We start from the raw sequence: 13,324 nt of genomic DNA on the forward strand, positions 1-13,324 counted from the left end.
CCAGTGCGCCGCCGATAGGCTGAGCGAATGCCCGCCTCCCGATCGTCCCGCCCCCGGACCCGGCGCCGTCTGGCGCTCGCGTGCGCCGGCGTCTACGTCGTGCCCGTGGGTCTCGCGTCGAGGTTCCTGCTCGAGGGGTGGACCGGCGATGCGGTGGGCGGGGCGCTCTACGCCGCCCTCCTCTACCTGCTCGTCGCTCTGGTACGGCCGGACGGGAACCGGCCGACAGTCGCCGCGGTGGCCTGGGCGCTCTGCTGTGCCGTCGAGTTGCTGCAGCTGACGCCGGTCCCCCGCGATCTGGCCGCGGTCTTCCCGCCCGCGGCACTCGTGCTGGGTTCGACCTTCGTGGCGACGGACTTGCTCGCCTATGCTGCGGGCGCCCTCCTGGCCGCGCTCGCGGACCGCGCGCTCTCGCGCTCCCGTCCCCTCGATCGCGGCCATTAAGGAACCGAGCCCGGGTCCCGTTGCAGTGCGCAACGGGACCCGGGCGTCAGGCCCACCAAACCGGCGATGCCGGCCGGCGACCGGCTAGAAGTCCCAGTCCTCGTCCTCCGTGTTGACGGCCTTGCCGATCACATAGGACGAACCCGAGCCGGAGAAGAAGTCGTGGTTCTCATCGGCGTTGGGGCTCAGCGCGGAGAGGATGGCCGGGTTCACGTCGGTGACGGACGTGGGGAACATCGCCTCGTAGCCGAGGTTCATCAGCGCCTTGTTGGCGTTGTAGTGCAGGAACTTCTTGACGTCCTCGCTCAGACCGACGCCGTCGTAGAGGTCGTGCGTGTACTGCACCTCGTTCTCGTACAGCTCGAAGAGCAGCTCGAAGGTGTAGTCCTTGAGCTCCTGCCGGCGTTCCTCGGTGACCTGCTCGAGGCCCTTCTGGTACTTGTAGCCGATGTAGTACCCGTGGACGGCCTCATCGCGGATGATGAGGCGGATGAGGTCCGCGGTGTTGGTGAGCTTGGCCCGGGAGGACCAGTACATCGGCAGGTAGAAGCCGGAGTAGAAGAGGAAGGACTCGAGCAGCGTCGAGGCGACCTTCTTCTTCAGCGGATCGTCGCCGTGATAGTACGACTCGACGATCGTCGCCTTCTTCTGCAGGTTCTCGTTCTCGAGCGACCAGCGGAAGGCCTCGTCGATCTCCTTGGTGGAGCACAGGGTCGAGAAGATCGACGAGTAGCTCTTGGCGTGCACCGACTCCATGAAGGCGATGTTGGTGTACACGGCCTCTTCGTGCGGCGTCAGCGAGTCAGGGATCAACGACACGGCCCCGACCGTGCCCTGGAGCGTGTCCAACAGCGTCAGACCCGTGAAGACGCGCATCGTGAGGGTCTGCTCCTCCGGAGTGAGCGTGGCCCACGACTGGACGTCGTTGGACAGCGGCACCTTCTCCGGCAGCCAGAAGTTGTTCACGAGGCGGTTCCACACCTCGACGTCCTTGTCGTCCTGGATTCGATTCCAGTTGATGGCCTGAACGTGGCCATGCAACGCGACCTTCTCGGTCATGTCCTCCCCTGACTTCCCTGGGTTCGTGTCTTAAGCGTACGACGGCGGGCGAGCCCGCCCGCCGTCGTACCGATTGGTTGCCGCGGGGCGACTACAGCATGCAGCTGACGCAACCCTCCACCTCGGTGCCCTCGAGCGCGAGCTGGCGGAGGCGGATGTAGTAGATCGTCTTGATTCCCTTCTTCCACGCGTAGATCTGTGCCTTGTTGATGTCGCGGGTCGTCGCGGTGTCCTTGAAGAACAGGGTGAGGGACAGGCCCTGGTCGACGTGCTGCGTGGCAGCGGCGTACGTGTCGATGATCTTCTCGTAACCGATCTCGTACGCGTCCTGGTAGTACTCCAGGTTGTCGTTGTCGAGGTAGGGGGCCGGGTAGTAGACGCGCCCGAGCTTGCCCTCCTTGCGGATCTCGATCTTCGAGGCCACCGGGTGGATCGAGGAGGTCGAGTTGTTGATGTACGAGATCGAACCGGTCGGCGGCACAGCCTGGAGGTTCTGGTTGTAGATGCCGTGCTCCATGACGGACGCCTTCAGCGCGCGCCAGTCGTCCTGCGTGGGGATGTGCGTGTTCTCGAAGAGTTCCTTGACCCGCTCCGTCTTCGGCGCCCACTCCTGCTCGGTGTACTTGTCGAAGAACGCACCCGATGCGTACTCGGAGTCCTCGAAGCCGCCGAACGGGCTGCCGGTCTCGATCGCCATCTGGTTGGAGACGCGCAGCGCGTGGAACAGCACCGTGTAGAAGTACATGTTCGTGAAGTCCAGGCCCTCCTCGGAGCCGTAGTGGACGCGCTCACGGGCCAGGTACCCGTGCAGGTTCATCTGCCCCAGGCCGATGGCACGCGAGGACCGGTTGCCCTCGGCGATCGACGGGACGGACGCGATGTAGGACATATCGGCCACGGCGGAGAGCGCGCGGACGGCGGTCTCGATGCTGCGTCCGAAGTCGGGCGAGTCCATCGTCTTGGCGATGTTCATCGACCCGAGGTTGCAGGAGATGTCCTTGCCGACGACCTCGTAGGTCAGGTCCTCGTTGAACGTCGACGGCGAGGAGACCTGAAGGATCTCCGAGCACAGGTTGCTCATGGTGATCTTGCCCGCGATCGGGTTGGCCCGGTTCACGGTGTCCTCGAACACGATGTACGGGTAGCCCGATTCGAACTGGATCTCGGCCAGAGTCTGGAAGAACTCGCGGGCGTTGATCTTGGTCTTCTTGATCCGCGCGTCGTCGACCATCTCGTAGTACTTCTCCGTGACGGAGACGTCGGAGAACGGCATCCCGTAGACGCGCTCGACGTCGTACGGCGAGAAGAGGTACATGTCCTCGTTCCGCTTGGCCAGCTCGAACGTGATGTCCGGGACCACGACCCCCAGGGACAGGGTCTTGATGCGGATCTTCTCGTCCGCGTTCTCACGCTTGGTGTCCAGGAATCGGTAGATGTCCGGATGGTGCGCGTGCAGGTACACGGCACCGGCGCCCTGGCGGGCACCGAGCTGGTTCGCGTAGGAGAAGCTGTCCTCGAGGAGCTTCATGACGGGGATGACGCCGGAGGACTGGTTCTCGATCTGCTTGATCGGGGCCCCGTGCTCGCGGATGTTCGTCAGCGACAGGGCAACGCCGCCGCCGCGCTTGGAGAGCTGCAGGGCGGAGTTGATGCCGCGGGCGATGGACTCCATGTTGTCCTCGACGCGGAGGAGGAAGCAGGAGACGAGCTCGCCGCGCTGGGCCTTGCCGGCGTTCAGGAACGTCGGGGTCGCCGGCTGGAAGCGGCCCTCGATGATCTCGTCGACGAGTCGCTCGGCGAGGGACTCGTCGCCGCGGGCCAGGTGCATGGCGACCATGCACACGCGGTCCTCGTAGCGCTCGAGGTAACGCTTGCCGTCGAACGTCTTCAGTGTGTAGCTCGTGTAGAACTTGAACGCGCCGAGGAAGGTCTCGAAGCGGAACTTCTTGGAGTAGGCCCGCTTGTAGAGCCCGCGGATGAAGTTCATGGAGTACTGGTCGAGGGTCTCGCGCTCGTAGTACTCGTTCTTGACCAGGTACTCGAGCTTCTCGTCGAGGTCGTGGAAGAAGACCGTGTTGTTGTTCACGTGCTGCAGGAAGTACTGGCGCGCAGCGGCGCGGTCGGCGCCGAACTGGATCTTCCCCTCGGCGTCGTAGAGGTTCAGCATGGCGTTGAGCTCGTGATAGCCCAGCCCCTGCCAGGCTGCGGGGAGTTCCTTGCCGTCCTGGTTCACGGTCGACTCCGCGACTGGTGTTTCCAAAACTCTTCCAATCCTTGACGTACGTTGGCCACGTCTTCTGGCGTGCCCATCAGTTCGAACCTGTACAGCAGCGGCACATCGCACTTCGCGGAGATCTTGCGTGCCGCGAGGCAGTAGGCCGAGCCGAAGTTCGTGTTGCCGGCGCCGATGACGCCTCGGAGCAGGCTCCGGTTCTCCTGCCGATTCAGGAACCGCATCACCTGCGGCGGGATCGAGTGCCTGCCGTCCTCGCCACCGTAGGTGGGGAGGAGAAGCACGAACGGCTCCGTGGCCACCAGCTCTGGCTCCCACCCGTAGAGGGGGATGCGTGCCGCCTCGACCTCGAGCTTGTCGATGAACTTCGCCGTGTTCTCCGAAGTCGACGAGAAGTAGATCAGGTGGCTCTCGGTCTGCGTCGGCCCGTCAGGCAACGGAGGTTGCGGCCTCGGCCAGCTCCTCGATCTTGTCCGGGCGGAAGCCGGACCAGTGGTCGCTGTCGGTGACGACGACCGGCGCCTGCATGTAGCCCATCGCGCGGACCTGCTCCAGCGCGGAGGGATCCTGGGAGATGTCCACGCTCTGGTAGACGATGCCCTTCTTATCCAGCGCGCGGTAGGTGGCGTTGCACTGCACGCAGGCCGGCTTGGTATACACCGTGACGGTCATGGCTGTAATCCCCTTCGTCCCTGTTGTTGGTGGAGTTGTGGTGAAAGTCTGCTGCGACGCGATTCCGCGGCGATGGCCGGGGGCCTCCCCGCTGCACGCGGCCAGTGGCGCGGATCCGGGTCCGTCCGGGCCGTTTCCCGTGCCCTGGCGCCCGACCGGTCCGCCTCGGCCCCGTCGCGATATCGATACTACATCTAGTGCTGACCCCACGGAACGACCCCTAGATCTTGTCTTACAAGTATGTCATTACCCGGCTCCTCGGTCCACAGGAGGTGTGGAGAAACGAGGCCTCCCCTGCCGCGGGAACTCGGCGTTCGCCTCCCGCTGTCCACATCCTGTGCAGACCCCACCCACAACTTGGAACCGCCGCGTGTCGCCACCGCGTCGGCGTGTCGTCCAGGGGCGCTCATCACTCCTCCTTGCGACCGACCTCACCCGTGGCGTAGGAAGAGGCCATGGACTCCCGCACCGCCCCCGCCCACGACCTCGCGCACGCGACCGTGCGCTCCCTCACCCTCTCCGCGATGGAGAACAACGTGTACCTCGTGACCTCCAAGGCGACCGGCGCCCAGCTCCTCATCGACGCCGCCGACGACGCCGGGGCCATCGAGGACCTGATCCGGCTCGGTGCCGGCGATGCCGCCGCACCGGCCCGGCTCGAGGTCATCGCGACGACGCACCGGCACTGGGATCACGTCCGCGCCCTCTCCGCGCTGGCCGGCTCGACCGGAGCCGAGCTGGCGGCAGGCCGGGACGACGCCGCCGCGATCGAGGAGAGCGAGTCCGTCACGGTCGGGCACCGGCTCGCCCACGGCGACACGCTCTCCGTCGGAGACCTCGAACTGTCCTGCGTGCACCTGCGCGGCCACACCCCCGGTTCCATCGCCCTGGTCCTGCGGGACCGGCCCGCCGGCTCGCCCGAGGACGCCGAGGCCGCCACCCTCGTCTTCTCCGGTGACAGCTTCTTCCCCGGCGGCGTCGGCAACACGGGCGGGGACGCGTCCCGCTTCGCCCAGCTGTACGACGACGTCTCGAGCCGCCTGTTCGACGCGTACGACGACGCCGTCGTCCTGCCCGGGCACGGTGCCCCGACCACGCTGGCCGCCGAGCGGCCGTCCCTGCCCGAGTGGCGCGCCCGCGGGTGGTAGCTGCCCGGGCGCGCCCGGATAGGGTGGAGGCACCATGAATCTCATCGACTTGCTGCCCTCCGGCTCCCACGGTGCCACACCGGAGACGACCTACGAGTCCTTCCTGCGGTGGGTCGAGGACCGCGGCATCGGACTCTACCCCGCACAGGACGAGGCCGTCATGGAGCTCGTCCAGGGGAACAACGTCATCCTGGCCACACCCACGGGGTCGGGGAAGTCGCTCGTGGCGGTCGCCGCGCACTTCTACTCCCTCACGCGCGGTGAGGTCAGCTTCTACACGGCGCCGATCAAGGCGCTCGTCTCCGAGAAGTTCTTCGCCCTCTGCGATATCTTCGGCGCCGATAATGTCGGCCTCATCACGGGGGACTCGTCGGTGAACGCCGATGCGCCGATCATCTGCTGCACGGCCGAGATCCTGGCCAACATGGCCCTGCGCGAGGGCGACCAGGCCGACGTCGGGACCGTGGTCATGGACGAGTTCCACTTCTACTCGGATCCGCAGCGCGGCTGGGCGTGGCAGTTGCCGCTGCTCGAGCTGCCCCAGTCCCAGTTCCTCCTGATGTCCGCCACCCTCGGCGACGTGACGCGGTTCGAGGACGAGCTCACCGCCCGCACGGGACGGCACACGACGACGGTCGCCCACGCCGAGCGTCCGATCCCCCTGCACTTCTACTACTCCGAGCAGCCGGTGCAGGAGCAGGTCGAGGAGCTGCTCAGCACCCGCCAGACCCCGGTCTACATCGTGCACTTCAGCCAGCTCGATGCGATCGAGCGGGCCCAGGGCCTGCTGAGCGTGGCGGTCTGCACGCGGGAGGAGAAGGAGCGCATCGCGGAGCTCGTCGGCGGGTTCCGGTTCTCGGCCGGATTCGGCAAGACGCTGAACAAGCTCGTCCGGCACGGCATCGGCGTCCACCACGCCGGCATGCTGCCCAAGTACCGCCGGCTCGTGGAGCAGCTCGCCCAGGCGGGGCTGCTGAAGGTCATCTGCGGCACCGACACGCTCGGCGTCGGGATCAACGTGCCGATCCGGACCGTTCTCATCACCGCGCTGACCAAGTTCGACGGCACACGCATGCGGGCCCTGAACGCCCGCGAGTTCCACCAGATCGCCGGGCGCGCCGGTCGCGCCGGCTTCGACACCGCCGGCACGGTGGTGGTGCAGGCACCCGAGTACGTGATCGAGAACAAGAAGGCCATGGAGAAGGCCGTCGCCAAGTTCGGGGACGACTCCAAGAAGCTCCGGCAGATCCCGAAGAAGAAGGCGCCCCAGGGGTTCGTCTCCTGGAGCGACAAGACCTTCGACCGGCTGGTCTCCGCGTCGCCGGAGCCGCTCACCTCGAGCTTCAAGATCACGCACGCGATGATCATGAATCTCCTCGAGCGCCCCGGCGACTCGTTCGCCGCGGCCCGGCGGCTGCTCACCGAGAACCACGAGACGCCGACGCGCCAGCGGGTCCTGCAGCGCCAGGCGCTGGGCATCCTGCGGGAGCTGCTCGCCACCGGCGTCGTCGTGCGGCGGCCCGAACCGGACGAGTACGGCAACATGCTCGCCCTCACCGTGGACCTGCCGCAGAACTTCGCCCTCAACCAGCCCCTCTCCCCCTTCGCCCTGGCGGCCTTCGAGCTGCTGGACCGGGAGGCGCCGTCGTACGCGCTCGACGTGGTCTCCATCGTCGAGGCGACCCTCGACGATCCGCGCCAGGTGCTCTCGCTGCAGGAGAAGAAGGCGCGCGGCGAGGCGATCGCGCGGATGAAGGCCGACGGCGTCGGGTACGACGAGCGCATGAACGCCCTGGACGAGATCACCTACGCCAAGCCGCTCGCGGACCTCCTCGAGGAGAACTTCGAGACGTACCGCCACGGAGCCCCGTGGCTGGGCGACTTCGAGCTGGCGCCCAAGTCGGTGGTCCGCGACATGTACGAGCGCGCGATGTCCTTCACCGACTACGTGAACTTCTACCAGCTGGCCCGGTCCGAGGGCGTGCTGCTGCGCTACCTGACCGACGCCTACAAGGCGCTGCAGCAGACCGTGCCGCAGGACGCGCTGCGCGAGGACCTCGAGGACCTCGTCGCCTGGCTCGGCGAGATGGTGCGCCAGATCGACTCGAGCCTGCTCGACGAGTGGGAGCAGCTGTCCCGCGGCGACATGCCGGAGGACCACCGCGACGAGATCGTGCCGCCCGAGCCCGAGCGCCTGACGTCCAACGAACGCGCGTTCCGCGTGATGGTCCGCAACGAGATGTTCCGGCGCGTGCAGCTCTTCGCGGACGAGCAGGAGCAGGCGCTCGGCGAGCTCGACGGCCCGGCCGGCTTCGATGCGGACGCCTGGGCCGAGACGATGGACGAGTACTTCGACGAGCACGAGGACATCGACGACGGCCCCGGAGGCCGCGGCCAGGAGTACTTCATCCTCACCCAGGGCCGCGAACGCTGGACCGTGCGGCAGATCTTCAAAGACCCCGCCGGTCACCGGGACTGGGGCATCGACGCCTACGTCGATCTCGCCGCCTCGGACGAGGCTGGCGAGGCGGTCGTGACGATCACCCGCATCGGTCGCCTCGACGGCTGAGGCCAGCCGGTTCGGCGGTCGCGGAGGCGTGAGCCGCGTACCCGTCCCGGTCAGGCCGCCGTGGCCGCCGCGATCATCGTCGCGACGCTGATGCCGGTCCCGAGCAGGGCGTAGGCCGCCACCGGCACCGAGAACACCCACTCCCGCCAAGACCCGGTGGTTCCGAGCACGGGGACGGACACGTGACCGTTGCGGCGCCAGATACTGTTGGCCACCGGGGCGTGGTGGAGGCTCCGCGGCCGCTTCCATCGGACCGGCCACAGCGGGTTCACACCGCCGACGGTGAGCAGGTCCCCGAGGATGTGGGCGGCGACGCCAACGCCTGTGGCGGCGACGAACCAGCGCGGGTCCTCCGGGCTGAACAGTGCGACGGCGGCGCCGCAGACCGCACCGACGACCCACGGGGTGCGCTGGAGCCGGTCCGGGATGAACCGAAGGGCCTTGGCGGCGAGCGAGGCCAGGAGGATCGTGCACAGGCCGGGCCCGACGTCGGCTCGGCCGAGGCCCGGGACGTCGACGTGCCAGAGTCCAGCGATCCAAGCCACCACCATGAACCCGGCGATGCCGACCAGCGAGTGTGTCCCCTGCCGGTGCCCGCCCGCGATCCGCCCGAGGAACGCCGACAGTGCGTTGGTCACGGGCGGCAGCGAGCGGGCGATGGTCGCGTGCCGGTGGTCCGCGTCAGGCAGCAACGCCGCGCCGGCGCAGACCAGCGCACCCGTGGCCACGCCGCCGGGAGCGTCGCCGAAGAGGCCGAGTCCCAGGGTGACGGCCTCCGGGACAGAGCCCCCCAGGACGGGAATGGACTGCAGCCAGTCGAGCCGCACGGTCGCCGAGGACGCCAGCGCGACCCAGGCCGCCGCCCCGCAGGCGGCGTGGTTTCCTCCCAGCACTACGGGGTGAGGACGAAGTCCCAGGGATCAGTGTTGATCCCGCTGACCATGACGTCGACGCCGAAGTCCTGGTCGAGCAGAACATTCTCGAGAGCCTCGGCGGCCGCCGGCAGCCACAGCCACTCGCTGGCGAAGTGCGACACGTCGATCAGGAACGGGCGCTCGCCGCGGGCGGTTTCCCGTGCCTCGGACGCCGGGTGGTGGCGCAGGTCGGCGGTGACGTACACGTCGGCGCCCGAGGCGCGGACGGCGTCGAACAGGCTGTCGCCGGCGCCGCCGCAGACAGCGATCCTGCTGACAACGGCGTCGGCGTCGCCGGCCACGCGGACTCCTCCGGCCACAGCGGGCATCGCGGAGAAGACGCGTCGCGCGAAGTCGCCGAGCGTGGTCGCCTGCTCGAGGCGTCCCACCCGGCCGATGCCCTCCTCGGGCAGACCCGCGTCGGCGACCGCGAGCGGCGCGACATCCGTGAGTCCGAGGATGTCGGCCAGCACGTCGGAGACTCCCCCGACGGCGGAGTCCCCGTTGGTGTGGACGGTGAGGAGGGCGCAGCCGCCCTCGATGAGCTCGTGGACGACCTCGCCCTTCGCCGTGGTGTCGGCGACCGAGTTCACGCCGCGGAGCAGCAGCGGGTGGTGGGTGATCAGCAGGTCGACCTCGCGGCGGACGGCGTCGCGCGCGACCTCCAGCGTCGGGTCGACGGCGAACATGATGCGACGCACGGGGCGGTGGAGGCGGCCGGCCACCAGACCGACTCTGTCCCACTCCTCGGCGAGCGAGGCCGGCCACAGCTCCTCGACGGCGACCAGCACGTCGCCCAGCGTGGGGTTCGACCCGTCCCGCTGCTCCACGGTCCCACCGGCAGTGTCACCGACGTCGTCCGGCGCCGGACCGCCGTCGTCGGTGGCGTCCGCGGCCGGGACGGCGCCGACGTCCTCCGACTGGCCCTCCGATCGGGAGTCGGAGGCCTGGGCTGCAGCCCCGTCCGGAGCGGCCTCCCCCTGGGCAGCTTCGTCCCGAGCGCTGCCCGGGGAACCCGACTGGTCCGGGGCCGGTTCGGGCGACCCGGTTCCGGCGGGGGCGGCGTTCGCCGACGCGGGCTCCGGCGGCGTGGCCTGCGGATCCCCAGACGTGGCGGCGTCGTTGCGCGATTCGTCCTGCATGCGTCTACCGTACCGGCGCGCGGGCGCGCGGGCGCGTTGGTCAGCGGTCGCGCCGCAGTGTGCCACGTCACACCCGGCCACGCCGCCGAGGGAGCGAAGGAATGCCTGCACGGGCCGGCGCGTTGACCCGACTGTGACTGATACGAACAGCGACCCCAGGGGACCGGAGACCTACTATCTCGGCGGAGGCTGCTTCTGGTGCCTCGACGCCGTCTATCGGAAGATCCGGGGCGTCACCGACGTCGTCTCCGGGTACCAGGGCGGGCATACGCCCGACCCGCACTATCGCGAGGTCTGCAGCGGCCACACCGGGCACGCCGAGGTCGTCGCCGTGACGTTCGATCCGGCGGTGGTGCCGAGCGACGTCATCCTGTCGATCTTCTTCACGATGCACGATCCGACCACGCTGAACCGGCAGGGGTACGACGTCGGCACGCAGTACCGCTCCGTCATGTTCTACACCGACGAGCGGCAGCGCCGGACCTTCCATGCCGCTATCGAGCGGCACCAGAGCGACTGGCCGGCGCCCCTCGTCACCGAGGTGTCGAGAGCGCCGAGATTCTACCCAGCCGAGGACATCCACCAGGATTTCTACGCCAAGAACCCGGGAGAGGGTTATTGCCAGGTCATAATCAACCCCAAGTTGAGCAAGGCGAGACAGTATTACGCCACGTGGCTCATGACCCCTCAGCACTGACCGGCGAACTTCCCGGCGACGAATAGGGTGGACGCGTATGTCAGGGCGCGTCAGAGGCACCGCTGCACGTCCCGATCCGAACCATCAGATAGGACAGTTCATGGGCAAGATCTATGACAACGTGACCGAACTCGTGGGCCGCACCCCGCTCGTGCGGCTCAACCGCCTCGCCGAGGGCCTCCCCGGCGACGTCGCCGTGAAGCTGGAGTTCTTCAACCCCGCCAACAGCGTCAAGGACCGCATCGGCGTGGCAATCATCGACGCCGCCGAGCGCGCCGGCGAGCTCCGTCCGGGCGGGACCATCGTGGAGGGCACCTCCGGCAACACGGGCATCGCCCTGGCGATGGTCGGCGCGGCACGCGGGTACCGGGTCATCCTCACCATGCCGGAGACCATGTCCACCGAGCGCCGGGTGATGCTCCGCGCCTTCGGCGCCGAGATCGTCCTGACGCCGGGCTCCGAGGGCATGCGCGGCGCCGTCGAGAAGGCGAAGCAGATCGTCGCCACCACGGAGAACGCCATCTGGGCGCGGCAGTTCGCCAACCCGGCCAACGCCGAGATCCACCGCGCCACCACCGGCCAGGAGATCTGGGACGACACGGATGGCGCGGTCGACGTCCTCGTGTCCGGCATCGGCACGGGCGGCACCATCACCGGCGCCGGCAACCTGCTCAAGGAGCTGAAGCCGTCGGTGAAGATCGTCGCCGTCGAGCCGAAGGACTCCGCGATCCTCAACGGCGGCACGCCCGGGCCGCACAAGATCCAGGGTCTGGGCGCCAACTTCGTGCCGGAGATCCTGGACACCAACGTCTACGACGAGGTGCTGGACGCGACCGTCGAGGACTCGGTCACCACCGCGCGCGAGCTGGGAACCCAGGAGGGCATCCTGGGCGGCATCTCCTCCGGTGCGGCGGTCTGGGGTGCGCTCCAGGTCGCGGCGCGTCCGGAGAGCCAGGGCAAGCTCATCGTCGCCGTGGTGCCGGACTTCGGCGAACGCTACATCTCCACGCTGCTGTACGACGACATCCGCTGACCGAAGGCTAGGCATCCCCACGTGAGTTTCCTGTCCCGGCTGAAAGAGGATCTGGTCGGCGCCCGTGCGCACGATCCCGCTGCGCGCGGCGACGTCGAGAACTTCCTGGCGTACTCGGGCCTGCACGCGATCTGGTTCCACCGCGTCGCGCACCGGCTGTGGCAGCGGCCCGAGCTGAGACTGCCGGCCCGGTTGCTGTCCCAGTTCGCGCGGTTCCTGACGGGAATCGAGATCCACCCGGGTGCCACGATCGGGCGGCGCTTCTTCATCGACCACGGGTCCGGCGTCGTGATCGGCGAGACGGCCGAGGTGGGCGACGACGTGATGCTCTACCACGGCGTGACCCTCGGCGGTCGCTCGCTGGCCAAGACCAAGCGGCACCCCACGATCGGCGACCGGGTGGTGATCGGCGCGGGGGCGAAAGTCCTCGGCCCGATCACCATCGGCGCTGACTCGGCGATCGGCGCCAACGCCGTCGTGGTGAAGGACGCTCCCCCGCACTCGATCGTGACGGGCATCCCTGCGGTCAACCGGCCACGGCGCCCGGAGGAGCACAAGCCGGCCGTCGACCCGGCCGAGTACGTGGACCCGGCCATCTGGATCTGACCGGCCCCTGGTCCCGGACACGAAGGAGCCCCGCGGCATCAGCCGCGGGGCTCCTTCGTGGTATCCCGTCCCACCCGGAGGTGGGACGGGCGCCCGATCCCGGGGGACCTTAGCGGGCGTAGTACTCGACGACGAGGTTCTCTTCGCAGGTCACGGGGACCTCGGAGCGCTTCGGGCGGCGAACGAGCGTGGCCTGCAGCGACTCGAGCTTGACGTCCAGGTAGGACGGCACGGTCGGCAGGACGTCGCGGTGGGCGCCGGCTGCGGCGAGCTGGAACGGCTCGAACTTCTCCGAGCGCTCGTGGACCGCGATGACCTGGCCCTCGGAGACGCGGAAGGACGGGCGGTCCACGCGCTTGCCGTCGACGGTGATGTGGCGGTGCACGACCAGCTGGCGGGCCTGGGCGATGGTGCGGGCGAAGCCGGCACGCAGGACCAGTGCGTCCAGACGCATCTCCAGCAGCTCGACCAGGTTCTCACCGGTCAGGCCGGCGGTGCGGCGGGCTTCCTCGAAGACGCGCGTCATCTGCGCCTCGCGGATGCCGTACTGAGCGCGCAGACGCTGCTTCTCGCGCAGACGGACTGCGTAGTCGCTGTCCTGCTTCTTGCGGGCGCGTCCGTGCTGGCCGGGGCCGTACGGGCGACGCTCCATGTACTTCTCTGCCTTGGGGGTCAGAGCGATGCCGAGGGCTCGCGAGATGCGAACCTTGCGGCGGGCACGGGTGTTGTTAGCCACGTGTCTCCTACTTTCGTTCGGCGGCTGCTTCCACGCTGGCCTCCATGATGGAGAGTTTCGGGGAGCCGCGC

The 13,324-nt window shown here is 68.4% G+C and carries 13 protein-coding genes; 6 read left to right on the plus strand and 7 right to left on the minus strand.

What is annotated here, in order from left to right; all coding sequences use genetic code 11:
• Positions 1–27: 27 nt before the first annotated feature.
• Positions 28–444 (plus strand): DUF2809 domain-containing protein, encoded by a 417-nt coding sequence (locus RIN46_RS04825; RefSeq protein WP_309079720.1) that lies wholly within the window; start codon positions 28–30, stop codon positions 442–444.
• Positions 445–528: 84 nt separating this feature from the next.
• Here the strand turns inward: RIN46_RS04825 and nrdF are convergent, their stop codons facing one another.
• The 4 genes from nrdF to nrdH all read right to left on the minus strand — a co-directional run bounded on the left by nrdF (position 529) and on the right by nrdH (position 4,408).
• Positions 529–1,503: a class 1b ribonucleoside-diphosphate reductase subunit beta gene (gene nrdF / locus RIN46_RS04830; RefSeq protein WP_309079719.1), complete on the minus strand. Its 975-nt coding sequence runs from the start codon at positions 1,501–1,503 to the stop codon at positions 529–531.
• A gap of 91 nt (positions 1,504–1,594) precedes the next feature.
• Positions 1,595–3,736: a class 1b ribonucleoside-diphosphate reductase subunit alpha gene (nrdE, locus tag RIN46_RS04835; RefSeq protein ID WP_309080113.1), complete on the minus strand. Its 2,142-nt coding sequence runs from the start codon at positions 3,734–3,736 to the stop codon at positions 1,595–1,597.
• A complete protein-coding gene (gene nrdI, locus RIN46_RS04840; RefSeq protein WP_309079718.1) occupies positions 3,733–4,173 on the minus strand; it encodes a class Ib ribonucleoside-diphosphate reductase assembly flavoprotein NrdI in 441 nt (146 codons plus the stop codon). Before nrdI ends, nrdE begins: the two co-directional genes overlap by 4 nt.
• Positions 4,166–4,408: a glutaredoxin-like protein NrdH gene (nrdH, locus tag RIN46_RS04845; protein ID WP_309079717.1), complete on the minus strand. Its 243-nt coding sequence runs from the start codon at positions 4,406–4,408 to the stop codon at positions 4,166–4,168. The genes nrdI and nrdH overlap by 8 nt, the downstream gene beginning before the upstream one ends.
• Positions 4,409–4,863: 455 nt before the next feature.
• On the opposite strand from nrdH, the gene RIN46_RS04850 reads away from it, so the two are divergent.
• Positions 4,864–5,556: an MBL fold metallo-hydrolase gene (locus RIN46_RS04850; protein WP_309079716.1), complete on the plus strand. Its 693-nt coding sequence runs from the start codon at positions 4,864–4,866 to the stop codon at positions 5,554–5,556.
• A 34-nt stretch (positions 5,557–5,590) separates the two neighbouring features.
• Complete coding sequence (locus RIN46_RS04855) at positions 5,591–8,125, plus strand: DUF3516 domain-containing protein (protein ID WP_309079715.1); 2,535 nt, start codon at positions 5,591–5,593, stop codon at positions 8,123–8,125.
• Between the two features lie 50 nt (positions 8,126–8,175).
• Here the strand turns inward: RIN46_RS04855 and RIN46_RS04860 are convergent, their stop codons facing one another.
• Both RIN46_RS04860 and RIN46_RS04865 read right to left on the minus strand, forming a co-directional pair.
• The gene (locus RIN46_RS04860) at positions 8,176–9,018 is read right to left on the minus strand and encodes a metal-dependent hydrolase (protein WP_309079714.1); all 843 of its coding nucleotides are present in this window, start codon (positions 9,016–9,018) and stop codon (positions 8,176–8,178) included.
• Positions 9,018–9,869: a Nif3-like dinuclear metal center hexameric protein gene (locus tag RIN46_RS04865; RefSeq protein ID WP_309080112.1), complete on the minus strand. Its 852-nt coding sequence runs from the start codon at positions 9,867–9,869 to the stop codon at positions 9,018–9,020. Before RIN46_RS04865 ends, RIN46_RS04860 begins: the two co-directional genes overlap by 1 nt.
• Before the next feature lie 445 nt (positions 9,870–10,314).
• Here RIN46_RS04865 and msrA point away from each other — a divergent pair, with 445 nt between their 5' ends.
• The 3 genes from msrA to epsC all read left to right on the plus strand — a co-directional run bounded on the left by msrA (position 10,315) and on the right by epsC (position 12,517).
• On the plus strand, positions 10,315–10,878 hold the full coding sequence (gene msrA / locus RIN46_RS04870; protein WP_309079713.1) for a peptide-methionine (S)-S-oxide reductase MsrA: 564 nt from the start codon (positions 10,315–10,317) through the stop codon (positions 10,876–10,878).
• Between the two features lie 100 nt (positions 10,879–10,978).
• Positions 10,979–11,911, plus strand: a complete 933-nt coding sequence (cysK, locus tag RIN46_RS04875) for a cysteine synthase A (RefSeq protein WP_309079712.1) — start codon at positions 10,979–10,981, stop codon at positions 11,909–11,911.
• Between the two features lie 21 nt (positions 11,912–11,932).
• A complete protein-coding gene (gene epsC / locus RIN46_RS04880) occupies positions 11,933–12,517 on the plus strand; it encodes a serine O-acetyltransferase EpsC (protein ID WP_309079711.1) in 585 nt (194 codons plus the stop codon).
• 109 nt (positions 12,518–12,626) lie between these two features.
• Here the strand turns inward: epsC and rpsD are convergent, their stop codons facing one another.
• Positions 12,627–13,253 (minus strand): 30S ribosomal protein S4, encoded by a 627-nt coding sequence (rpsD, locus tag RIN46_RS04885; protein ID WP_309079710.1) that lies wholly within the window; start codon positions 13,251–13,253, stop codon positions 12,627–12,629.
• Positions 13,254–13,324: the final 71 nt, after the last annotated feature.

It is taken from the genome of Zhihengliuella sp. (assembly GCF_031178195.1).
Lineage (GTDB): Bacteria > Actinomycetota > Actinomycetes > Actinomycetales > Micrococcaceae > Zhihengliuella.